Source organism: Microbulbifer sp. MI-G (assembly GCF_030440425.1).
Classification (GTDB): domain Bacteria; phylum Pseudomonadota; class Gammaproteobacteria; order Pseudomonadales; family Cellvibrionaceae; genus Microbulbifer; species Microbulbifer spongiae.
Genome location: NZ_CP098023.1, coordinates 2017146 through 2040938 on the forward strand (window position 1 = coordinate 2017146; position 23793 = coordinate 2040938).

18 protein-coding genes, 3 pseudogenes and 1 other annotated feature are annotated in these 23793 nt (G+C 48.0%); of the genes and pseudogenes, 13 read left to right on the forward strand and 8 right to left on the reverse strand.

Annotation, left to right across the window (positions count from 1 at the left end; translation table 11 throughout):
* The first annotated feature begins 170 nt into the window (after positions 1 to 170).
* From M8T91_RS08540 to M8T91_RS08560, 5 genes and pseudogenes are all read left to right on the forward strand, one after another.
* Positions 171 to 599, forward strand: a complete 429-nt coding sequence (locus tag M8T91_RS08540; protein WP_301418735.1) for a transposase — start codon at positions 171 to 173, stop codon at positions 597 to 599.
* A 23-nt stretch (positions 600 to 622) separates the two neighbouring features.
* Entirely contained in the window at positions 623 to 868 is a 246-nt protein-coding gene (gene tnpA / locus M8T91_RS08545; protein ID WP_301418737.1) for an IS66 family insertion sequence element accessory protein TnpA, read from the forward strand.
* Between the two features lie 49 nt (positions 869 to 917).
* A complete protein-coding gene (locus M8T91_RS08550) occupies positions 918 to 1184 on the forward strand; it encodes a transposase (protein WP_301418739.1) in 267 nt (88 codons plus the stop codon).
* Positions 1185 to 1297: 113 nt separating this feature from the next.
* Positions 1298 to 1702, forward strand: coding sequence for an IS3 family transposase (locus M8T91_RS08555; protein ID WP_301418741.1), 405 nt, complete (start codon positions 1298 to 1300; stop codon positions 1700 to 1702).
* Positions 1703 to 1768: 66 nt separating this feature from the next.
* Positions 1769 to 2843: pseudogene (locus M8T91_RS08560) on the forward strand (IS3 family transposase).
* Here the strand turns inward: M8T91_RS08560 and M8T91_RS19005 are convergent.
* The 3 genes and pseudogenes from M8T91_RS19005 to M8T91_RS08570 all read right to left on the reverse strand — a co-directional run.
* Entirely contained in the window at positions 2840 to 3322 is a 483-nt protein-coding gene (locus tag M8T91_RS19005) for a group II intron maturase-specific domain-containing protein (RefSeq protein ID WP_436970329.1), read from the reverse strand. The pseudogene M8T91_RS08560 and the gene M8T91_RS19005 sit on opposite strands and share 4 nt — an antisense overlap.
* Entirely contained in the window at positions 3258 to 4247 is a 990-nt protein-coding gene (locus tag M8T91_RS08565) for a reverse transcriptase domain-containing protein (RefSeq protein ID WP_436970330.1), read from the reverse strand. The genes M8T91_RS19005 and M8T91_RS08565 overlap by 65 nt, the downstream gene beginning before the upstream one ends.
* A 660-nt stretch (positions 4248 to 4907) precedes the next feature.
* A pseudogene (locus tag M8T91_RS08570) lies at positions 4908 to 5646 on the reverse strand (IS3 family transposase); the annotation flags it as partial.
* Positions 5253 to 5368, reverse strand: a sequence feature (AL1L pseudoknot). (Overlaps the previous pseudogene by 116 nt.)
* Positions 5647 to 6224: 578 nt before the next feature.
* On the opposite strand from M8T91_RS08570, the gene M8T91_RS08575 reads away from it, so the two are divergent.
* The 8 genes and pseudogenes from M8T91_RS08575 to M8T91_RS08610 all read left to right on the forward strand — a co-directional run bounded on the left by M8T91_RS08575 (position 6225) and on the right by M8T91_RS08610 (position 16785).
* The gene (locus M8T91_RS08575; protein ID WP_301418743.1) at positions 6225 to 6539 is read left to right on the forward strand and encodes a reverse transcriptase domain-containing protein; all 315 of its coding nucleotides are present in this window, start codon (positions 6225 to 6227) and stop codon (positions 6537 to 6539) included.
* Between the two features lie 1298 nt (positions 6540 to 7837).
* Positions 7838 to 8853: pseudogene (locus M8T91_RS08580) on the forward strand (IS5 family transposase).
* Positions 8854 to 9277: 424 nt separating this feature from the next.
* The gene (locus M8T91_RS08585) at positions 9278 to 9820 is read left to right on the forward strand and encodes a hypothetical protein (RefSeq protein WP_301418745.1); all 543 of its coding nucleotides are present in this window, start codon (positions 9278 to 9280) and stop codon (positions 9818 to 9820) included.
* Entirely contained in the window at positions 9817 to 10887 is a 1071-nt protein-coding gene (locus M8T91_RS08590) for a glycosyltransferase family 4 protein (protein WP_301418747.1), read from the forward strand. The genes M8T91_RS08585 and M8T91_RS08590 overlap by 4 nt, the downstream gene beginning before the upstream one ends.
* Positions 10884 to 12206, forward strand: coding sequence for a glycosyltransferase (locus tag M8T91_RS08595; protein ID WP_301418749.1), 1323 nt, complete (start codon positions 10884 to 10886; stop codon positions 12204 to 12206). The genes M8T91_RS08590 and M8T91_RS08595 overlap by 4 nt, the downstream gene beginning before the upstream one ends.
* A complete protein-coding gene (locus tag M8T91_RS08600; RefSeq protein ID WP_301418751.1) occupies positions 12203 to 13969 on the forward strand; it encodes an MFS transporter in 1767 nt (588 codons plus the stop codon). The genes M8T91_RS08595 and M8T91_RS08600 overlap by 4 nt, the downstream gene beginning before the upstream one ends.
* A 44-nt stretch (positions 13970 to 14013) precedes the next feature.
* Positions 14014 to 14883, forward strand: coding sequence for a glycosyltransferase family 2 protein (locus M8T91_RS08605; RefSeq protein WP_301418753.1), 870 nt, complete (start codon positions 14014 to 14016; stop codon positions 14881 to 14883).
* 1134 nt (positions 14884 to 16017) lie between these two features.
* Positions 16018 to 16785 carry a glycosyltransferase family 2 protein gene (locus M8T91_RS08610; RefSeq protein WP_301418756.1) on the forward strand — a complete coding sequence of 256 codons (768 nt, stop codon included), beginning with the start codon at positions 16018 to 16020 and terminating at the stop codon, positions 16783 to 16785.
* 492 nt (positions 16786 to 17277) lie between these two features.
* Here the strand turns inward: M8T91_RS08610 and M8T91_RS08615 are convergent, their stop codons facing one another.
* The 5 genes from M8T91_RS08615 to M8T91_RS08635 form a co-directional block, all read right to left on the reverse strand.
* A complete protein-coding gene (locus M8T91_RS08615; protein ID WP_301418758.1) occupies positions 17278 to 17814 on the reverse strand; it encodes a DUF2058 domain-containing protein in 537 nt (178 codons plus the stop codon).
* A 237-nt stretch (positions 17815 to 18051) separates the two neighbouring features.
* A complete protein-coding gene (gene rdgC, locus M8T91_RS08620; protein WP_301418760.1) occupies positions 18052 to 19044 on the reverse strand; it encodes a recombination-associated protein RdgC in 993 nt (330 codons plus the stop codon).
* Positions 19045 to 19299: 255 nt separating this feature from the next.
* Positions 19300 to 20439 carry an alkaline phosphatase family protein gene (locus tag M8T91_RS08625; protein WP_301418762.1) on the reverse strand — a complete coding sequence of 380 codons (1140 nt, stop codon included), beginning with the start codon at positions 20437 to 20439 and terminating at the stop codon, positions 19300 to 19302.
* Positions 20440 to 20725: 286 nt separating this feature from the next.
* Positions 20726 to 23083, reverse strand: a complete 2358-nt coding sequence (locus M8T91_RS08630) for a TonB-dependent receptor domain-containing protein (protein WP_301418764.1) — start codon at positions 23081 to 23083, stop codon at positions 20726 to 20728.
* Positions 23084 to 23446: 363 nt separating this feature from the next.
* Positions 23447 to 23785: a hypothetical protein gene (locus tag M8T91_RS08635; RefSeq protein WP_301418766.1), complete on the reverse strand. Its 339-nt coding sequence runs from the start codon at positions 23783 to 23785 to the stop codon at positions 23447 to 23449.
* Positions 23786 to 23793: the final 8 nt, after the last annotated feature.

Genomic DNA, 23793 nt, shown 5'->3' on the forward strand with positions numbered 1-23793 from the left:
TCAGCCAAATAGTCTCATAGGCTGATATATTTCCCCAAGCGATCCGGGAAGTGGATGGTCGGCTGTGACAGAATCAAGTTTCAGTTCTGGATCGGGCCCCCTATGTCAGCATAGTTGTCGCGCCCACTTTTTAATCATCACTGTATTTGGGGACGGTAATTGAGTGGAGAATGTCACGATATAACGATGGCTTTAAAGAGCGAGCAGTTCAAATGATGATTCCGCCGAATGCCATGTCAGTAGCCCAAGTCAGCCGGAAGACCGGCGTTTCCGAGCCAACCTTGTACAATTGGCGTAATCAATTTCGCAACCAGGGTGTAGCGGTGCCAGCTGATCCAAAGAACCCCGAGAATTGGGGTGGAGAAAACAAGTTAGCTGTAGTGATCGAGACTGCGGCCCTGAATGAAGAAGAGCTGGCAGAGTATTGCCGCCGTAAGGGGCTTTACGTTGAACAGGTGCAGCGCTGGCGTGAGGCAGCCGTGGCCGGAGCCAGTGGCCCTGATCGGTTGTCTATAGAGGAACGTCGGGAACTGCAGAAGGAAATAAGCGATCAAGTAACCCCATCTGAAAGACCGAACAGTTTTTCTCTACTCTCCTGATTTTTAACGATCAGGAGATTGAAATGGCCACTCATAGTAAATCTGATTTCTGGCAGCAGCACATCGGTGCCTGGAAGAACAGCGATCTATCCCAGGCAGCCTACTGCCAGCAGCATGAGCTAAAGCTCAGCACCTTCACCTATTGGCGCAACAAGCAGAACAAGCCCCGACCTAAGCTGATGCCGGTGCCCATGCCAGCTTTAGAGGCTTCGGTTGAGCTGGCATTGCCCGGTGGTATCCAGATGCATGTAAGCTTCCCCTGTAAGTAGACAGTTTTAAACTTAGCGCATTCTGACAAACTATGGTCAGGAGGCCGACATGAAGAAATCAAAATATTCGGACAACCAGATTGTCTCGATCCTCAAGGAGGCCGAGGCGGGGATGAAGGTGAAGGAGGTGTGCCGCAAGTACGGTATCAGCTCCCCCACCTACTATGCGTGGAAGGCCAAATTCGGTGGTCTGGATGTGTCGCAACTAAAGCGTATCCGGGAGCTGGAGGCAGAAAACGCCAAGCTGAAGCGCATGTACGCCGATAAAGCCATGGAAGCCGAAGCCATGCGGGATCTGATCGAAAAAAAGCTCTGAAGCCGATCGAGAAGCGTGATGCCGTAGTACATCTGGTTAAGGCGCACGGGCTATCCAAACGCAAAGCCGCCCGCTGTATTGGGCTATCGCGATCGGCCCTGTATCAGCCGTTGGTGGACTGGTATGAGCGAGATCGGGACGTGATCGAGCCCCTGTTAAAGCTGGCGGAGCAATGTCCGGGGCTCGGTTTCTGGAAGCTGTTCGACCGGTTGCGGCGCCAAGGTTGTACCGCCAACCATAAACGCGTTGGGCGTATATACCGGGAATTAAAGCTCAATAGGCGTCGTCGCACCAAGAAGCGGCTGCCGGTGAGGAAGCCTCAACCGCTGGTTGCACCCCAGCAGCCTAACCAGGTTTGGTCCGCCGACTTTATGAGTGATGCACTGTATCGAGGCCCAAGGTTCCGCACTTTCAACATCGTTGATGACTTTAACCGAGAATGTCTGGCCATTGAAATTGATACCTCACTGCCCAGTGCGCGGCTAATCAGAGTCTTCGAACAGCTCAAGGAAGGGTAATCACCCCGAAAACCCACCGGAACCAAAAGTAGAATTTTCCCGTAAAATACGCGCAGGAGATTCTGCATGAAAAAATCGAAGTACAGCGACAGCCAGATTCTGGCGATACTCAAGCAGGCCGAAAACGGCGTGCCAGTGCCTGAACTATGCCGAGAACACGGTATGAGCTCAGCGAGCTTCTATAAGTGGCGATCCAAGTACGGCGGCATGGATGCCTCAATGATGGCCCGCCTGAAGGAACTGGAGGATGAAAATCGACGCCTCAAGAAGATGTATGCCGAAGAGCGGTTGAAGGCTGAAATCGTTCAGGAAGCTCTGCAAAAAAGTGGTAAAGCCATCTCGGTGAAAGGAGATGGCGCGGCAAGCCGTAGCCACACGGTACATCAGTATTCGAATTGCCTGTGCGGCTTTCGGTGTCAGTGAAAGTTGCTATCGTTATCAGCCTGTTCTCAGCGATGAAAACGAGGAGATTGCCAATTGGCTTATCCGGTTAACAAATGAGCAGAGTGACTGGGGCTTTGGCCAATGCTTTCATTACCTACGCAACGTGGAGGGCTCTCAGTGGAACCACAAGCGCGTTTACCGGATCTACTGTGAGCTGGCGTTAAATATGCGAATAAAGCCAAAACGTCGCCTCAAGCGCCAGGCACCAGAACCTCTGAAAGAACCAACAAAAGCGAACCAAGTATGGTCAATGGACTTTATGCATGACCAGCTAAGCGATGGCCGGAACTTCAGGCTGTTCAATGTCATTGATGATTACAGGCGTGAAGGACTGGCAATCGAGGCCGGTTTTTCACTGCCAACGATACGTGTGACTCGCGCTCTCAACCAGCTACTTGAATGGCGGGGCAAGCCCAGCACTATCCGCTGTGATAATGGCCCTGAGTTCATCAGTCATGAGTTTGTAGCATGGGCGAAAAAGCGGCGAATACGGATCGAGTACATCCAGCCAGGCAAACCACAACAAAATGCTTATATCGAGCGAGCCAACAGAACCATTCGGTATAGTTGGCTCAGCAAGCACCTCTTCGACAGCCTTGAAGAGGTTCAGGATTATGCAACTGAATGGTTATGGTTTTACAATCACCGCCGGCCACACAAAGCAAATGGCGGTAAACCACCGTTGATGGTGGCTTAACCTCTACTTTTGGTTGCAGGTAAAAATGGGGAGATTACCGTCTTGCCGTACAGCACCCACGTCTTACTTTGATCCGAGGCCGGAGCTTTGCACCAGTGACGTATCAGTGGCTTCAGCCGAGAGCGATGTTTCCGCCCCAGCCAGTGAGCCAGTTTCCAGAACGCGACTCTGTCAATATGACTGAATATCTGGGCTTTGAAGTCAACGAACTGATAGAACGCTGACCAGCCTTTCAGCTTCCGATTGACGGTCTCAATCATATCATTCTTGCTTTCGCTGTAGTTGCCTGACAGTAGAGCCGTTAACGAGGCAGCAAAGTTTCTCGCCTTCTCTCGGGGTATCGTTGTGACCACTCGCTGGTCGCCATAGCGACTCCGTTTGCGAATGATTCGGTGCCCCAGGAAGACAAAGCCATCATTGACATGAGTGATCTTCGCCTTCTCCATGTTTAATGTCAGCTTGAGAGCTCCCTCCAGCATTTGTCGGCATTCTTCTCGGATGTCTTCCGCCTGCGCTTAGTGCCTTAGTGCCTTTGACAATAATGACAAAGTCATCGGCATAGCGACAGTAAGCGACCGCTGGCTTCCATTGCCAGTTTTCGCGTACAGCAGTACTGCGACCTTTCTGGATACTGTTATTCCAGTACCATCTGCCTTTCCGGGCCTTCTTGCCCAGGTAGTGCTCATCCAGGTACTGGTCGAACTCATGCAGCATAATATTCGACAGTATTGGTGAGATAACACCGCCTTGGGGCACTCCTTGGCTAGCCGCCCGGAAGAGCACGGCATCGATGTGCCCAGCCTTTATGAATCGCCACAGGAGGTTCAGAAATCGCTTGTCTGAGATCCTGCGGCGTACTGCCTTCATAAGTAGCCGGTGATGTACGGTATCAAAGTAGCTGGAAAGATCCCCCTCTATGACCCATCGTCCCCGAGTTTCCCGGTTATCCGTCAGTTGCAGTTTCACCGTGCGAATCGCGTGGTGGACACTACACTCTGGGCGGAAGCCATAGGAGAGCGAATGGAAGTCACTTTCCCATATGGGCTCCATGGCCATTAACAGGGCTCGCTCGACAATACGGTCGCGCAGAGTTGGGATTCCCAGTGGTTGCTGCTTGCCGCCGGCTTTGGGGATGTAGACCCGTTGGGCCGGCTGCGGTTGGTATGTATCCTCAAGCAATTCTTCCCTGATTTGCTCCAGAACACCCGACAATTTGGCCTGCAGAGTTGACTTGGTCTCCCCATCTATCCCTGGCGTGTTGGCGCCTTTGGATGACAGCGTGATCCGAGCCGCTTCTGCCAGCCAGTTGGGGTGTGCTATCAGGCGCAGCAGCCTATCTACCCGCCGGGTTGAGTCGGCCGTTGCCCAAGTGGCAAGCTTGCGTTGCATTTCGCTGATTATCAAAGGTCTTCACCTTACTTGGTCAGGTAGTTTGCTTGGCAAACACGTTTAAACTGCTCCCCTTCGTCATGTAATGGGCTTTCCCCATCGCGGACTACTACGGGAACTCCGCCAGTCAATGCGGCATCAGGGTCATGCCCCCTTGGCATCCGTCATCAACCTTCCCCGGTTTACCGATCTGGACTCGAACATGTTGGGGAGGCTGCCCATCGCACTCTTTACCCTTGCTGTCTGCAAGTTGACAGGAAGCTGCAGGCCGTTCTGTGATGGGTGCTGCTGGCCCGGAACCCGGCCTACCTGTCCAAGTTCCTTTGTTTGGCAGCGTCTACATATCGAGCTGCCTCACCTTCCTGTACGGCCTATTAGGTCACGTAGGCCGTGGTGACGTTTCAACCCTCAGAGGCGGATTAATGGGTTCATGTTCTTCAGCCTTCCAACACTCAGCCTAGAGGATCATCTTGGCTTAGTGACCTCGCCTCAATCCCCGTTGTCAGCGGGTTACATCACTCTGTGGGCATACCACAGGTCACTGCCGCTCAGGCTCTCCACCCTCACAGTGGGAGGGATTGACTGGTTGCTTCATCCTGAAGCACCTCGCCAACATTCCAGATAGACTCGTGGCTCCTTTGAGCATCCGTACTCGCCCTGAGCTCCGGGCACACCATAGGTTATGTCGGCCACCCAAAGCTGGTTGGGGCGCTCTGCCGTAAACTCGCGATTCACCAGATCCAGCGGCTTATCAGCCAGCTCATCCGGGATAGTCGTAACGCAACGTTTGCCTCTTCGAACACCTTCCAATTGCAGTACCTTCATCAGCCGTTCAACTGTGCAGCGGGCGACCTTTATGTCTTCACGGTTAAGCTGCTTCCAGACCTTGCGTGCACCATAGACGCGGTGGTTTTCTTCGTAGATCCGCTGGATCTCAGGCTTCAGCTCATCGTCACGTTGAGCGCGCGCACAGCGTTGCTCTGGATTGGCCTGTAGATGCTTGCAGCGGTAAAAGGTCGATGGTGCAATCGGCAGAATCTCACAGATTGACTCGACACCGTACGCCTCACGCTCCTGGTCAATGAATGCCACCATTACTTCGGTTTGCGGTCGAGCTCCGCCTGGGCAAAAAAGCGGCAGCCTTGCGCAAGATCTCGTTAGCGCGTTTCAGCTCGCGGACTTCGCGCTCCAGCTCTTTGAGACGGGCTGCGTCGCTGCTGGTGGTGCCGGGCCTGGTACCATTGTCGACTTCCATCTTGTTGATCCATGATCGTAGGGTCTCGGGTGTGCAGCCGATCTTGGAAGCGATAGATGTGATCGCTGCCCAGCGTGATTGGTGCTCGTGCTCGCCGGTCAATACCATGCGAACTGCGCGTTCCCGTACTTCGGGAGAGTATCCAGGTCGTTTGCTCATTGGCTAATTCTCTCAAGAAAGTTAGCCTCCGAGAAACCCGGGGGATTCAACCGGTGACGCAGGCGAACCGACATCCGCAGGGAGTCGGTGGAGGGAAGGGAAAGCTAATTCATCACACCCTCAGGAGGGCAACATGGCGGAGACGCAGAGCTTTGATCCCATGTCCACCTCACTTTTGAGGCTAGCGACGCGAGGTAGGGAACAATCGTAGAGATGCTTTACCAATCCCAATCTGTATCTGGCGAAAGATCTGCTGTGCGCGGCTTTTCATCAAACGCGCAAGGACGGCGCTCCAGGGGTGGACGGCCAATCTGCCGCCGACTATGCCCAGACATTAGATGAGAATCTCGAGAGTCTTCTGTCTCGGGCAAAGGACGGTTGTTACCGAGCACCGCCGGTCAAGCACAGCTATGTGCCGAAAGGCAAAGAGTGGCGTCCAATATGGATCCGACCTTCGAGGACAATGTGCTGCAGCGGGCCGTAGTCCTGATACTGGAAAAGCTCTACGAGCCCATCTTTCACCCATACTCCTTTTCGGCTACCGACCGGGGAGGAGTGCTCATCAGGCGCTGTAGGTGATGGACCGGCGACTGAGCTGGGTGGGAGGTGGCCACGTAATCGAGATGGATATCCAGGGGTTCTTCGACCACCTGGACAAATACCAATTGCGGACATTTCTCCAGCAGCGGATAGGAGATGGCGTGACACTGCGCTTGATTAACAAATGGTTGAAAGCGGAGGTGATGGAAGAGAGAGGCCTTCATTATCCCGAGAAGGGAACGCCACAGGGTGGGGTGATCAGTCCGCTGCTCGCCAATGTGTACTGCACTACGTGCCGGACCAATGGATTGAGCCGGAAGTTAAACCCTGGCTTATCAATGGCATTTGCCTGATTCGCTTCGCGGATGACGCGGTGTTGCTGACGAGAAACACCGAGGATGCTATTCGGACTACTGAGATACTGCCGAAACGGTTCAACCGCTTTGTCCTGACCCTGCATCCAGACAAGGCCTGTGTAACGGAGTTCAGCCCAAGCAGAGAGCCAGTATCAATTTTCTTGGGTTTACGCACTACTGGAAGAGAAATCGTCGAAGGGGCTGTGGAGCCTTGGGCGCAAGACCATGAAGTTGCGGTTCGCGCGTGGGCTCCAAGCCATAGCGCATTGGTGCCTGAGTAACCGCCATAAGCCACTGCCGAAGCAGCATGCTGCCCTATGTTAGAAGATTAGGGGCCACCACGCTTACTTAGGGTTAAGAGGTAACAGTAAGGCACTGAGGCGGTTCTTGTATCCAGTCAAAAGAATCTGAGTCAAGTGGCTGCGGCGGCGCTCGCAACGGCATGCGCTAAACTGGGAGGCGGCTGGAAGACTGCTAAAGCGTTATGCACTCCCCCCGGCGAAGCTAATTGCCATGAAACCTGCAACTGTGGAGAGTTGAAGAGCTGGATACGTTAATCGCGCACGTCCGGATCTGAGGGGAGCGACAGCGGTAACGCTGTCGTCTACCCGACTGTCATGTCTTTATCATTAGCAAAAAAGAGATGACCTATGACCAAACCTACTTTCGATATAGATGTTGCTGTCAAGGCGCTGCGTGAGGGCAAAGACCTCAGCGGCAAAGATGGCATTCTGTCTCCTCTGATCAAGTAGCTTGCCGAAGCAGCCATGAGCGCAGAATTGGAGGAATTCCTCGCCGGCGAGGGCAAGCCCAGCACACTTTAGATTAATCAATATTTCTTGCCAAAACGCTGCATACTGATTTTGGAATTGACAAATTTAGGAATATGTTGTAAAATTTATACTAATTTTTCGTTTTTTATAAAATTTTATCTCAATTTATTAACAATATGGGCAAAATACTACTATTGACGGTGGGACTCGAAAGCGATCTGATGTTCCGTTACTTAGTGGGATATGGCTTCCTGTGAGCTGGAAAATTCTTACTAGAGGCATATGATAGATTGTCGTAGCCAATAAAGCATCAGCATGGTTTGTAGTTATCAAATAAAATATATGTTGCAAATTACCAGAAAGCAATAATTAAGACTGCAAGAGGGGTCAGAACTTTATTTGGTGATCTTTGTCGCTAGTGGGCCATGCGGAAGAGCATCGCAAAGTCAATGGCATCCCTAAAATCACCTAATTTCTGGTAAAATCGGTCCAACTATCTCTCAGGTAGAGGTTATGCCAAAAATGCAGCCAAGCTTCTTAGATCTCGAAGAACGACATCGCAAGCTGAACGAGCGCGACCTGCTAATTATTCTGCAAAAGCTGATTGATTGGGAAGACTTTCTAAAAGCTTTGAATAAAGTTCATACAAAACCGCGAAAAAGCAATGCAGGACGAAAGCCCTTCGATGTCATTCTAATGCTCAAAGCGCTGGTAATGCAGCCTTTGTACAATTTATCAGACGATGAACTAGAGTATCAGATACGCGACCGCTTTACATTTTGCCGGTTTCTCAACCTGAATCCGAAAGACAGAACGCCAGACGCCAGGACAACCTGGCTGTTTCGAGAACAATTGGTGAGCGCCGAGCCTATGAGGTCTCTCTTGCTCGAGTTCGATTTGCAGCTTGATGCACAGGACTACAAGGCTCAGAAAGGGCAAATAGTTGATACCAGTTTTATTGATGCACCGAAGCAACGCAACAGTCGAGATGAGAACAAGGAAATTAAGGCCGGCAAAGTACCGGAAAAAATCGAGAAAAAACCAAACGTAAAGCACCAGAAGGATCTGGATACGCGCTGGACCAAGAAAAATAATGAGACCCACTACGGGTATAAGAACCACGCCTGCGTGGACAACAAGCACAAACTGACCCGAGAATACGAGATCATCTCCGCCGAAGTGCACGACTCCCAAGTGTTCCTAGAACTGCTGAGCGACAATACTGTTTGGGTAGACAGCGCTTACTACAGTGAAGAAAGCGAGATTACATTGGAGGCGATGGGATGCCGCAGCCATGTGCATAAGAAAGGGAATCGGGGTAAGGCTCTTAGCAAGCGGGACACGGAAGAGAGCCGTCGCAAGTCCAGAGCTCGAGTTAGAGTCGAACACATATTTGGGTCAATGGAAAATGAGCAGGCGGTAAGTTCGTGCAGACTATTGGGATTTTGCGTGCTGCGGTTAAGGTTGGCATGATGAATTTGATGTATAATATGCGTCGATTTATAAGCTTGCAGAGCCGACGTAAGTCGGCTGCATGAGGAATAAGGAGGAATCTTCCACGGAACAGGTCGAAATAGCGCTAAAACCCATCAAATATCATTTTTTTGCGGATTTCAGTAAGATTATGGTCGATAAAAAAGGGGAATCTCGAGGGCACTAAATTTTGCAGCTTTATGTGGATTTATAGAGGTGCTTCAAGTTTTTAATTTGAGTATTTTGCTAATAATTAGTGTATTTGAAGAGAGGTTTCACTTGCAGGCATCTACTGATCAGAGGCTACTTAGTTGACACTTTTGGTTTAAATGAGATGATGATTCGATAGTACATTTACAATAAAGAGGCTGAAGTGTATCGTCAAGAATAATCGATATTAGTAGGGTATAATTACCCTCTTTGAGGCTTTTACCGCGCCGCCGACTAGATGGCTGCAGATTCAATTTTAAAATATCTTCTGAAAAACTAATGAACACTAGAGATCATTTACTTGAAGTATTACGCGAAGAGATAGCTTCTTGCGAGTCCGAACTAGAAGGGGTTCGGAAAAGCCTTCGATATAAGGTTGGGGGATGGGTAATTGAAGCTTTTCCATTTGGCAGTAATACTATTTCAGTTTGCTTCAAGCTTGCAAGAGTTTATCTAAGTCGAATTAAAAAACGATCTACTGCAGCTACTTCTGCTTTCCCTTCTAAAGATTCATATCATACAAGATCATTGTCTAAGGTCGTGGTACTAGGAAGTAAACTTCCAACGAACTTGTGTGCTAAAGCCGCATGGTGTACCGAAGACGTCGAATTGCTAACGAGAAGGTTAGATCAAGATAATCTGGGCGGCATTCTTATATTGCGAAAACCAGACATTCGAGTTTTAAAGCGAGTAGAGAGATTGCGATTAATTGGGTGGTATGTTATCTGGTCTCCTCAAAAGGAAAGCTTATTGGGTTCAGAGGCATTAGTGGCTTATATAAAATCACACGCAGATCAGTACTTGGAAGAGAGTTGGGGATGAAAATTCTTTATGCATACCGATACGGTATAGTTGGCGGCGTTTATACTCAGCTCGCTTTACGTCGTAATGCGCTTCAGAGTTCTGGATTTAAATGTGAACTTTTTTTCAGTCAGGACAATAATCTGGGACAGGTACTAAGAGAGCGTCATGGTATTCACTTTGGAACTGAGGTGTCATTTCGCAAGCTTGTACAAAAGGGCCGATTTGATTTTGTAGTGGTGATTGACTCCCCCGAGCTGCTTCGCGCCGCTGCAGGTCCTCTATACCGTCGTAATGCTGTTTATCTTGACGTGCACACTACCACGAGTACGGGGCTGACCTATCTTGGAGATATAGATCCAGCTAAATTAGCCGGTATAACTGTCCCGACTCATTATTCTGCTAAACTTGTGACGAAATGTTTAGAGAAAAATGTACCGGATATCCATGTGCTGCCAAATATTCTGCAAACATCGCTTTTCACTCCTGCTTCTAAACCCAGAATAAAAGCTGGGTTGAAAAAAAAACAACATGCTTCGAGAGAATTCGTTTGGGTTGGAAAGCTCGATCACCACAAGAATTGGCGCTTGGCGTTGATATATATAGCAATGCTTCAAGATCATTTGGGTGACGTCCGTTTAAGTATAGTGGGTGGCAGCACGGCATCAACAAGCCAAACCGCGGCTTTCTTTGAGTTAGCTTACAGGCTTGAAATTTCAGATAGAGTGTATTGGGTTGATAGAATAGATAACTCTAAGCTAGTAGAGATCTACAGGCAATGTGCTGTTACTGGTGGGGCTATGTTGGTGACTTCTCGAGACGAATCTTTTGGCATGGCAGCTGCAGAAGCATTGCTATGCGGTTGTCCATTAATCACTAACGATCTTCCAGTTTTTCGAGAGGTTTATCCTGATTCCCCTCTAATAAATCGGGTCAATATTTGGAATCCTAAACAGGTTATTAAGGCGGCCGAGACACTCTTCAAGCAGCAAGACAGAGCTGAGGTGATCAACTTGCATTGTTATCTGGCAGAAAAATATGGCCCTGGGACTTTTATCGATTCATTCAAAGGTTTGTTTGGAGTATGAATTCTTCTGATTCTAGAGAGGCTCTAGAGCGTGAATTGGCGGCGTTGCAGGTAGAGTATCACCGAGTCCTTGAAAGTAACAGCTTTCGGCTGGGGCGCTTGCTTATTGAGGCGACTCGCTCACCGCTTGCTCTATTGCGTCTGCCAATAACTCTTATAAACTTTTTTCGTACGCTGAGACGTCAAAGCCGACCACCTGGGCCAGGATCTATACAATACGAAATGGTTCGCAAGCAATGGTTGAGTCTTGTTGAAGAAATAAATAAATCAGGTAGTAAAGAGCTGGTATTTCTTTTTTCCGGTACCACCTGTATTCAAGGAACACGAGGTAATCGCCCCATACGTCAGGCGCAAGCCTTGCTAGCGCGTGGCGTACCCGTTTTCTTCAGCTACCATCGAACAAGATTCACTGAAAGTTTGCCTGTTCATAATTCAGTTGGACTGGTGCAAAGCCCTGTAGATATTACATTGCAGTTACTCAATGATATTTCAGCTGTTAGTTTAGGTGATATTCGCAAGCTATTTATTATATCCTATCCATTCGAGGGTATTGAAAGCTATGTAGACAAGTTTCGTTCACAGGGATGGTCCATTATTTATGACTGTCGGGATGACTGGGAAGAATTTGCCAAGGTTGGAATGGCAAAATGGTTTCATGCTGAAGTTGAACGCAAATTGGTGGCTACTGTCGACCGGACTTATTGTGTGTCCAGACCTCTTGTAGATAAATTGAGCCTGCTGGTGCCCGACAGTTGTGTGAAGTTAATGCCTAATGCAGTGGGGAAAGATATTATTCCGAATAACTATAAACATGAACCGGCATTATTTCCTAGGGTGGTGGGTTATTTTGGACATCTTTCCGCAGCTTGGTTTAATTGGGAGGCTTTCAAGGAGATTGTTCAATTACTCCCGCAATATCAGTTTGAAGTGATTGGGCACTCAGCTCCAAGCGAATTTGAATTACCCGAGAATGTGCTTTTTCTAGGTCCAAGGCCCTGGCAGGAGCTTCACCGTTACGCAACACGCTGGAGTGCAGGTATTATTCCATTTCGGATGGGGCGTCTAGCCGATGGTGTCGACCCAATAAAAATATATGAGTACTTAGCATTTGGCCTGCCAGTAGTTTCTTTTGTAATGCCCCAGATCAGCGATTATCCATATACTACCACTGTAAGCACAGTGGAAGAGTTTTGTTGCGCTCTGAAAGCTGCCTGTGAGGAAGTGCCGAAGCATGAAATAATAGAGGCTTTCCTTACCCATAATACCTGGGAAGCCCGTGCCGAAGAATTACTATCTATTTTCGGAGATCCGGTATCGTGATAGCTGATGTTTTAAGCGTGTTGCGGTGGTGTATTTCCTTAGCAAGTAAGTTTGGTAGAGTGGTCTTTTGGCGAACAGCGTTAATAGTTTTTCTCACGCTGATTTCTCAGGTTTCCACCCTGTTGGCATCATTTCTACCTTTGAAAGTTGTTATTCTGCTTGGCTCTGAGCGCATGCCAAGCTATCTGCCAGAATGGTTGGCTGCCTATGGTAGAGAGCCGCTGATTATTGGCCTTAGTATAACCACTATTGGTTTCTTTCTAATACACATGCTAAGTGAGCGCTTGATCGTAGTAGTTACCACACAAGGTGCCCGCCGCATATTAGCCAAAAACTACAAAATGGTCTTGTTTGAAAACCAAGAAGAAATTGCTGCTAACGCTTATTTAAGACTTTCCGATGCTCTAGCGTCCGTGGTTTTTTCTGGATTTGCATTGCTTGGAATTTTTATTTTATATAAAGATATGGCTCTGCTGGTAATTGCTTACTTTATTGTGGCAATACTGATGTTTTTGAGTGTTGTGAGATCAAATTTATTTCTTCGCGAATATCTAGAAGGTAAATTTCAAAAAATTATAACTTTTGCATCAGGTATAGGCTTCTTTTGTGTGTTTTTCTATTTGGTGGCGGATTTCATTTTTTTTGAACCACCCTCGGTATTTGTGGCGATAGTATCCTTGTTGTTGAGTCGCCAGTTACTAAATAGAGTGGCTGCTTTCATACGAGATGTAAATGCTTTGAATATTCTTAGGGTTAAGATTGATGCACTGTTTTTTCATAACAAAGTATTACTTTCTAACCAGTCAAAAAAACGTAAATCGATTTGGCCTCTGTTTGGGCCTGATATTCGGAAGAGTTGGGTGAATACCATATTCAAAGAAATTGTTCAAGGCTGGTATGGCATAGATCAGATTCGCTGGCACCCCTCAAGTGTAAACAATTTGGGTCTCCTCAGAGTATCGGGAGAAAAAAAATCTGAAAACTATCTGATTAAGCTTTACGACAGGAATCGCAAGTCTCTTGCTTTGCATGAGCTGGATCTGTTGAGGGATCCCCCAGATGGATTGCTTGCGCCACAGTTAATCGGAGTCACGACTTTGGATGATTTTCCATGCCAAGTGTATAAGTTTCAAGAAGAATTTTTATTATGTTCGTTAAAAGACGCAAGAGCTGCAGTAGCTGAAATAAAGAAACAATTGCTCACAGTGGAGCCACCAAAGATACTAATTCAGCGCTATCAACGCTCGAAGGCTCATATTTGGCAGCGATTGTGTGAGCAAAAAATTTGGCAATTAAATATTGCAACATGTACTGCCGAACAAGAACAGCAGGTGGCAAAGTTAATGAAACAGTGGCCTAATTTGAAGAAATATTTAGCTGTGTTGCCACTAGCTTTTGTCAATCCTAACATGCAAGCACAGAATATTATGACTATACCTGAATCCAATACTTTTTTACTTATTAATTGGAGTAGATGGTCGTTGGAGCCCATTGGCGTTGGCTTTGAGATAGATAGAATTGGGCTTGATCAACTGGAGAGAAGCTTGTTGGCAGCATCAGTAATTCGTCCTTCACTAAGTGATGTTGATCTGAAAGCGGTTGAGTTATCTGCTTTGGTCGCAGTATTAGAGCAGCATTGTATTCGACAGCAATTTTTGGAAGGGTTAAAGATTGTTTGTCGAATACTGAATTGCCTCGAGATACTAGAACAAAAAACCACTAATAAAGAAGTAGCAATTGAATCTTGCAAATTGGTAAATTGATTTACAGGCTTGTATTTTCTGAATTTTGAAAAACAGGGAGTCAAATGTATTTAAGTTTTACCGTTGTTATTCCAATTTATGAGCAATGGCATTTTATTCCTGAACTTCTTGAGTGTCTGAGTGTTCAGACATATAGAGCCGGACTTGTTGAGATTTTATTAATTGATAATGGATCAACTCAGGTTTGTATTCCAAAAGAAATTCCTGACAATGTAAAAATTCTATATTGTAATACCCGCGGATCCTATGCCGCAAGAAATTGTGGTTTGCATTATGCCCGCGGAGAGTGGATATTCTTTACTGATGCGGATTGTTTACCATCTGAAAATTGGTTCGAAGAAGTGGTCAAAAAAATATACTCTACCAAATTGAATGATTTTTTTATTGCTGGTAGAGTAGACTCGATTAGTGAAAGAAAGAAACCTACAGCTTATGAAATCTATGATATTGTTAAGGGGATACCCCAGGAGCATTATGTTAGAAGAGGTTATGCTGCGACTGCGAATTTAGTAGTACCCAGAAAATTGATAAAAAAAATTTCTGGATTTAATGAGCGACTTTATTCTGGGGGAGATGCAGATTTTTGTCGTAGAGCAAGACAAAATAATTTTAAAATTGTCTACGCTCATTCTGCACTAATACGACATCGAACTAGATCGAGCTGGGAGGAAATTGCAACAAAGGCACGTAGAGTTAAAGGTGGACAGTTAGTCTGTAAATCTTTAAAATATAAAATCTGGATTTTTTTTCGTACTTTTTTATCCCCAATTATTACAATATTCCGTTTATTAAAAAAAAATCAGTTTACAGTGAAGTATAGATTGCTCGCCGCGTGGGTATATTTGCGTGTTTGGGTGGCTGAGTTGATGGAGATGTTTCGTGTCATGTTAGGTGGTAAACCAGAGCATCGATAAAATTGTTATTGCTTAAGTGTATTTTCTTATTTTAATCATTACGTGAATTCAACTCTGATATGTATTATTTGAAGAAGTAGGAAAAGAGGTCAGGTGAGGGTAGATTTAATCGCTTTTTCTTCGATCAAAGAGATGAAGTGATGACCAAGGATTGCAATTAGATAACTTATTATCAAAGATGCCAAATTTCAGGCTAGTCAAAAGTGATTTGAACCAAAGAGCGGTATTTTAAGCCATCGACGTAAGTCAATTTACAATGAGTAGGGAGCTGGCAAGAAATACTGGTGGTAGAGGATGTCGTCACAAGCAGGCGAAAGAAAAAGCATAACAGCGGCGCAAAGGTGCTGCCAAACTCACTAAGCTGACACCTTAATTATTAAGCACTCACTATGTTTAGAGTTCAGTCCAGAAAGATCTCGAGTTGGCTTCTGAATAATCGAGAGCAGCTGATTAACCACGAGAACATCTATTCCATATTTGGACGGACAGGCAGTCTGAAGAAGGTCTTTATATATACCTAAGTTGTAAGAGCAAGAGATACGTCAAGCGTCGTAATGGTAAATCGGCACGGGGCAGATAAGGAATCGAGTGAACATGGATGACTGCCCTATGGTTGTTGACGAAAAATCATGCATAGATGATTAGCAAGTATATATAGGGATAGTTAAAGGTCGCAGCGATGCCTAGGTAACCATCGTAGAGTAGATAACGAGCTTCATAGTATCCATACAGGTTAACTGCAAGAGTGCAGCAGACATTGCCCAGGCTACTATCCCACTGCTTAGCCTATTTAAGTATATTGTTCAACCATTGCAGCTGACAACAGGAAAAAATTGACGTATCATGAAAAATTAGTTCGTTGCTCTCTACTGATGTCTTCTTTTTAACCCGACCCTTTAGCTCTTGTGCGGGAGGAAAATACTAAACTCTTGCTGAGCCAATATTTCCTGAAAGATATAAGCTTGAAGAAACTGATGTGGATAGAGGTGCGAAGTCCAATTTCTACCCCGAGAAAAGAGCTGGTGTATAAAACATCAAGCCAGTTATGGGCAGTTATAGAGCTGTTTTAATAGCATAGACTGTGATGCATTTCGGAATTGAATTTAAATTTTATTAGGTTTAGTAACTATTTTGATGTCTTACAAAATCGAAAACAGCATAAGTGTTGTAATGCCCGCCTTTAACCTAGCTAAGTACATTGAACATTCGATAGAATCGGTTTTGAATCAAACGCATACAGATCTCGAGCTTATTGTAGTTAATGATTGCTCTACAGATGAAACAGGTAATTTAATTGAAAAATTGGCTTGTTTTGATTCAAGAGTGAATGTGTTTCATAACAGAAAAAACCTAGGAGGAGCTGGTGCTAGAAATATAGGTCTTGCGGCAGCACGTTTTAGGTATATCGCTTTTATTGATGGGGATGACCTTTGGCATCCAGAAAAATTGGAAAAGCAAATAGAAATTCTAAAAAATAGTGATGTACAATTAAGCTATACAGCTGTACAAAAGATTGATTCCTCTGGGAAATATTTTGGGGCAGTACAACAAATCAAACCTTTAATTAATTATGATGGCCTCCTAAGTAACCCACTTATCGCCTGTTCAAGCGTGCTTTTGGACTATGATGCTGTAGGTAGGGTTCTGATGCCAGAAATCCGAAAGCGGCAAGATTTTGCTTTTTGGCTTAAACTTCTTCGAAAAGGTATTGTGGCGAGAGGTATCAATGAACCATTGACTTACTACAGAGTGAGGCATGGATCACTGTCTTCAAATAAGTTAAGTGCTGCTAGATACACTTGGCAGGTTTATCGATCTCATGAAGGTTTACCATTCTGGCGGGCCCTCCCTAATTTTCTTTCTTATGCTTTACACGGGGTGTTGAAAAAACTTAATCTGTGAATTTTGAATGCGGTTAGATCAATTTATGATCCGTGAGTTATATTTTTTCCTTAAAAATTTCAGATTATTCAAGCACGGATTCAATCTTGAAGTGCGTATCATTTATTCTGATTGCATCGCTAAATAAATAATTACCCATTAAGTTTTCCTGTGTCGAAATCTTAATATTTTTTTGATCGGTTATTTAAATCGTTTACCTATATATTAATCTGATCCTGGGTTATCTTTTAAAGTCGAAAGCGATTATGCAATCTCGCCTGCAAGGTCGGCCACATTTTCTCTACTCTTCGTGTTTTCAGCATACTACCAGACCATGTTGTTGCTAGTAGGCTGCCTGGAATAGATTGATGTTTTTCCAAGCACTAATGTGCCGCTGCCAGAAATCTTATTTACTCTGAGTAGGAATTTGAATCCCCAGGTCGTTAAAATCAGGAGAGCAGAGAAAAATGGTCCGGTCTTTCAAATGGGGTTACGTGATCGATTATCGTTATTTTACCACATAAGGTCATCGGGAATCTTGAAGTCAGCGTAAGGGTCGTCTTTGTCGTCTGGGTTCGTAGTCTGCGCCTGCTTCACTACGATATCACTATTGCGCTCGGCGATCTTGTCTGCGATCACCCTGGGAACCAGATCAAAACGTTGCTCCATCGCAACAATTGCCAGCCGGCCGGTTATCAAGTGCTCGTATAGTGCTTCAGTGACGTAAATCGTTTTGACCTTTTTGTCGAAGGTAAAATTATAGGCAATGTCTCCATTGCCCTGAGATTGGCGGTTATTGTCCACCAATTGCTTGATCTGTGCGGCGATGGCTTTCTGCTGGGCTGCGGCATCGCGTTGGGCATTTAAGGCGCGATCCCGTGCCATTTTATCGGTGCGGGCCTGCTGTACAGCCAATTTCGTTTCATCGATTCGTATTTCTGTGGACTTTTTGGCAACTTTTTGTTGCTTGCGTTTTTCCCTGCTGACCTGCTTGGCTTTCTTTTTGTCGACAAGCCCGGCTTGGAGCAGTTGGTCTTGAAGTGAGGTCATGGTGTGTTTTCCGAAATATTGAGTTGAAACAGCTTAGCTTGTCACCGTTCAGCTTGACGGGATGACCAACAAGTCAATTTTCATCCAGATTTTATACCAAAAGGATACCGCAGGCATTTTACCCGAACTTAACCGATCTGCCGCACTATTAAAAGGGTAGTTCCTCCAGATGGCCTTTCTTATAAAGAGACAGCGGCCAGTTGCTTGGATAGAAAGAATCCGCGCTAGCTGATGAAATCAAAAGGTCACTTCTTTTACTGCCCGTGCCACAGTATCAGCTTGCCCGCTGGAGGCTTTGGCCACAATTTCCTCGACACTGGCTAATTCGGTGCTGGCACCGCCGAGGGCTTTGAGCAGATCCTTGATCAGGGCAGTAAGTTCCAGGGCCATCACTGAGAAATCCGCATCGAATCGCTCAGCCGCCCCATCGGCATTTGTGTTGTCGGCTTTTTCCAGCAGTTCACTGCTGAATCTGATGCGTTTCAGGGCAAGTTGGTCATCCAGCAAAAATGTGATGCCATCGCGCCAAACCAGCCCTAACCTGTACACCTGCATCCCGGCCAGCAGATGATTTTGGATCTCTTGTGCGCAAAGGTCCTGATTCTTGCAGCGGATCACACTGCCACTGTCTTTGGGATTGCGCAGTTCACACTCATGCTCGAAATCAAACTGTGCTGGTGCCTGCGATGTGGCGAGCCAATGGGTCATGGCCTGCTGCGGCAGGTTTTTGGCGGAGAGTGGGACCACAGCGAGGCTGCCGATGGCCTCGCGGAGGTTTTCCAGTAACTCCTCTGCGGCAGAAGCGGAAGAGGCATCAATTACCACCCAGTTGGACCGGGGGGAGAGGTAGGCGAAGTGCAAGCGGGAGCGCGCGAAGGCTTGGGGGCGCATCTCCAGCAGGACATCGTCCTTGAGGTTTTGCCGCTCCTTGCGGCCTACCTGGCGGGATTCCCTGTCGCTGATAGCCTGTGCCAGCGCCTCCACGCGTTCATTGACCACTGCGGCGGGAAGGATCTTCTCCTGCTTTTGGGCACAGATCATGAGATATCCATTGGTGGCGTGCACGAGCTGGTTGCCGTGCCGGCCCAGAGGGGGTACCCACCCGTAGCGGACAGAATCCTGACTTCCGCAGGGAGAGAATGCATGCGGCTCCAGCCATTGGTTGAGTGTTTCGGCGTTGAGGGTGAATTCTCTGGTTAAGCGATAAATACGAAGGTTTTTAAACCACATACAGCTGGCCATCTGTTATGAGTTGCGTGTGAAGCTGCAATTATGCGAAAACAGGTGTGACACAGCCAGTGTATTCTTCATGCGTACCGGGTTGGTTATTTCTTGTACTGCTGCGCCGATTTGGAGGGTTGTGCTGAGGCTTCGGTACCCAGGGCACCACAGTGGAATGGCGTGAAAAGCCAAGCCAACAGCGCGCCCTTTTTTTCAAAGAGGGTGTTCTCTATGTTACTCAGGCAGCCCCCAAGAGTGTGTGGTTTATTGCGTGTCAGTTTTACGGAGGATTCTGGCGATTACCGGACCGGCACGCTTGTCAAAATCACCGGGGGTAAAGCCCAGTAGTCTCAATGCGGTTGCTGCCACCTGATCCTGATACAGGGTTGCGCCGCCGGAAACCTCACCGATGTGCTTGATATCCGGACCCAGTGCTGCCATCCAGATCTCGTTGGAACCGGGTATTCCCCCCTTGTGCGGGTGATCCTTTTTGCCGAGAAACTGGGTGAGTGCCGGCCCGCTGGCATGGTGCGGCCAGGTTTCAGCCGTATTGCCGCGCCCGTGGTCCACTGTGACAAGCAGGTTGGTATTATCCCGGTAGCCTTCAATCGTTTGCAGGGTATTCCACAGATCCGCCAGGATAGCATCACTGCGATGAGCAGACTGCAGATACTGGTGATACTGTTCATCGTGGGCGAAATCATCGGTCTCCCCCAGGGCGATGTAGAGCACTTTCGGTTTTTTCTGAATCAGGTATTCCTTCGCCAGGCCATAGGTGAAGGCATCGGGGCGTACGTCCTTCCAGAAAATCGGCAACTGGCCTTGCAGTTCATTCAAAAAACGGGCGCGCATCGATAGCTGTGGCCAGATGGCGGGTTCCAGCCCGGCATTGACAAAAATACCGCTGCGTTCCCGGTTAATAATGGCAGAAAAAACACCCCAGCTGCCAAACGCAGCGATATTTCTTTTGAAGCCGGGTTTTTTATGCAGCCATTCCAGAAAAGTGATATTGACATTGGGTATGGCCTCATTGGATTGGATGTTTGGGTCGGCGCGTCCGGTGAGTATTTCGTTGTAACCGGGGTAGGAAAACCACCAATTATTGGTAACACTCGCCCGGGATCCTCTATTGCGGTTGCCGGCGAGCACCCCGTGCTGTTCTACTGTGCTCCATATAAACGGCAGGAGCTTTTGACGTTTTTCCTGGGCAGACTTTCCCCCAAATTGCTCGATCAGTTGGGCCCTGTTTTCGGTGTATTTGTCGTGTTGGATAAGCTCCGGATCGTAGCCCGAAAAGACCTCCTGCCAGCGTAAACCGTCGATCGTCACCAACACCAGGTGATCGGCAGCGTGGACATGGGTGCAAAGTATTACTCCCAGCAGCGATATCCATACTTTGTGCATTGAGCCTGTCTCCCGCGGGAATTGTGCCCGCTTTCATTTTTATCTTATCCTGGTATATGGCTATACAGCTTGGTGCCTGCCGGATTCTTTACAAACACGCTTTGATGCCGGTTGTGGAGTCGGCTCAGAAGTCTCTCTGCGATGGATGGGGCAATCAAAGAGCGCGCCTGCTGATCTGGCAGCGCTCCTTGAAATACCCACCCGGTTGTAAAAATACCTCTATCCCGGCGGTCCGCCCCAATCCGGGGACGGCGGTAGGTACTGTGTGACTTGCCGATGTGCTTTCTCAGAAATCCACAGAGGCTGAGAGCGAGAGCGTGCGGGGTGCGCCGATCCAGGCACCTCCGGATACCACGGTGCCCAGATAGTCGGTATCGAACAGGTTGTTAACCACGAGGTTCAGGTTCACCGCAGTCAGCGCCGGGTTAATCTCTATGAGGTTAATGCCAATGTAGGCATCGGTGGTGATATAGGCATCGGCCACCCAAGTATTATTGGTATCCACATAGCGATCTCCGGTGAACTTGCTGGAAACACCGCCGTACAAGAGTTCTGAATTCCAGTCCAGTCCCACCACAAACAGCTGCTCCGGGATGCCGACTACCGTATTACCGGGAGTGATACCCTGGGCTTCATCGACTGCGGCATCCCCTGAGCCGAGGTAGGTGGCATTGATCAGGGTATAGGATGTGTAGAGATTGAAGGACTCTCCGAGGTCATAGTCCAGCAATAATTCCAGGCCATTTGATTCGATACCACCGGCATTGAAGTAAGTGCCATTGGTACCGATCAGGTAATTGGGGCCTGTGGTGGTATTGTTGTCCAGGAAAATAATCCGGTTTTCAAATTGATTCTCGAAATAGGTGGCGGTAGCTGTGAAGCTATCCCCAGTGTAGCGCAGGCCAAGTTCAATGGTTTCCGAAGTTTCGGGGTCGATATTGTCCAGGTCCGAATCTGGACGTTCGAGCACACTGTCTCCTATTGCCTTAAAGTTCTCCGCGTATCCGGCAAACAGTTCAGTGTTTTCTAATGGGGTTGCCCAGAGCAGTCCTGCGGAGATCAAAATATCGGAGTCGGAATTGATACCCACATCAGGTGATGCGCCGAAAAAATCCTCCCGCTGAACATCCACGAAGAACTGCTTGGCTCCCAGTGTCAGGGTGATTGCGTCGATAACCAGAGCGTCCTGCAGATACCACTGGCGGGTTTCCTGAGGGTAGCTGCGATCGTACTGCACCCAGTAAGGCGCTGCATCAAAATCGGCACTGCGGGTGGCATCGGTGATTTTGTGCCAATCGCGGTGCTCGTCACGCGTGGCGTCTTCGTACCAGAGGCCGCCGCGCAACTCGTGCTCGAAGCCGGCGATCAGACCATTGTAGGTAAAGTCCGCTATCAGGCCGGTCCGTTTCTTCTTGTAGTGGGTGTGACGGTAGGACATAACCGGGATAGCATTTGCGGGATAGCATGCTGGGTCATACTCCGGTCCCGACTGGCCGTAGATATTGACAACTGAAGAAATGCAGCCGTCTATAGGTGTGAGCGCATTGCCATTGGCATCCACATAGAAAATCTGCCCTGTCTGAAGGCCACCATAAGCGGTGGAACCGCCGAGGAATTCCGACTGGCCTGCATTTCCATCATCGGTGATGTCCACCAGATAGGGGGGAACCCAATCGCCGCGTCCCGAATTGGTGTGGTAATAGAGCCCGGCATGCAGGTTAAGACGTTCCGTGAGGTCATACTCGAATTGCGAATAGGCCAGCAGGTTCTTGCGCAGGGTAGACCAGCCACGGCGGTAGAGTTGATCGATATAGGGGATGCCTACCCATTTTCCGCGCAAAAAGTCGTCTTCCGGGAATTCCTTAAACTGCGTTTCGGAATAAATACGCTGGTAGTTGTTTTCGTGAATGTCATCATAGGAAACGTAGGTGTTGACAGTGCCATTTTCCAGTGTTGTGACCAGTTTTGCAGCAATATGCTCGCGTTCGTTTTGCGCGGTTTCGGTGATCCAGTCAGTGGCTTCCTGGTTGGCGTAGGAGATCCACGCTTTACTGTTGCCGGCAAAGGTACCGGTGTCGAACCGATAATAGAAGCGCCGGGCATCGAACTCGCCTGCGGAAAGCTCCATGCGGCTGCGGCGTGTGTCCACGGGGTCTTGGCTGCGGTAATCAATAGTGCCACCCAAGGCATCCAGAGAGCGGGAGGCAATATCCGAAGTGCCCTGAGAAACCTCTATGGAGGCGAGGTTGGCGGGGTCGATAAAGCGGTTGGCCTTGGCGCCGCCACCATAGTTGGAACCGCCATTGGGGATGCCATCAATGGTAGTGCCAATTTGCTGCTCATCCAGGCTGATAGTAAAGCCGCGCACACTGATATTGGTAGACCAGTCATCAAAGCCATAGGCATCCCCCTCGTTGACGGAAACACCGGGCAAATTATCGATCAGGGCGTTGACACTGGTAATGGAGGACTGCTGCTTGCGCATGGCCTCGGATACTGCGCTGCTGTTAAAAGTGGCACCCGTACCCAGCACAACGACCTCCTCCAGCTGACCGTCGTCTGCCGGTTCGGCCAGCGATTGATTCGCGGCGATCAGCGTGGTTAGGGAAATGGCAGAAGCCAGGCAGGTTTTTCTGGAATTCATCGGGGTACCCCTGTTAGTCGTATATGGCAATTCGAAAGCCGGGTCCTATGTGCCCGGTCTGGTTTGCCCGCGTACATTGAAGCGTCTTGATGAACGATTCATTACAGCCAAATTAAACTCTCTTGAAGGGCTTTTGCTTGCGGTCTGTACCATTGATTGAGTGAGTAAGGGGAGTGTTGGTTGCCCTCTGCGAACACAGGCCATTGCCACTAGGAAAGCGGACGTTTTAAAGGATTGGCATGATAGGAAAGCAAGATCGGCGCAAGTACACGGGGTCGAGACAAACCCGTTTTGAGAGCCGGCAACCTGGCAGGAAGTTGGTATCCAGGGCTGGCTCTGGTCAGCCCCGGCAACAGGGAGTTGTTAATTGGCTACCTTGAGGGATATCCCTGTGCAGGCCTCTATGGCGCTCCAAAGAACACCGACGATCGCATTCCAAACTTTCTCGATAGTCACAGCGAGCAGGCCACGCAGGGTCTTGGCAAAATTCAGGGCCATGTCCTCCAGAGAGTCCAGAAAATAGTCCCGTAAGTCTTCGTTGATTTCTCTGTTCAGAATGGCTTTGGTAATCAACTGAGCCTGCAGAGCCAGGGCCGACAATTGGCGCTCTGAGAAACCGCGAATTTCAGTGATGTCGTGGGCGATAATGGTGGAAGCTGTATCTTTAATATTGGAGATCAGTTGGTTAACGTCAAGTGACATGTTGAAGT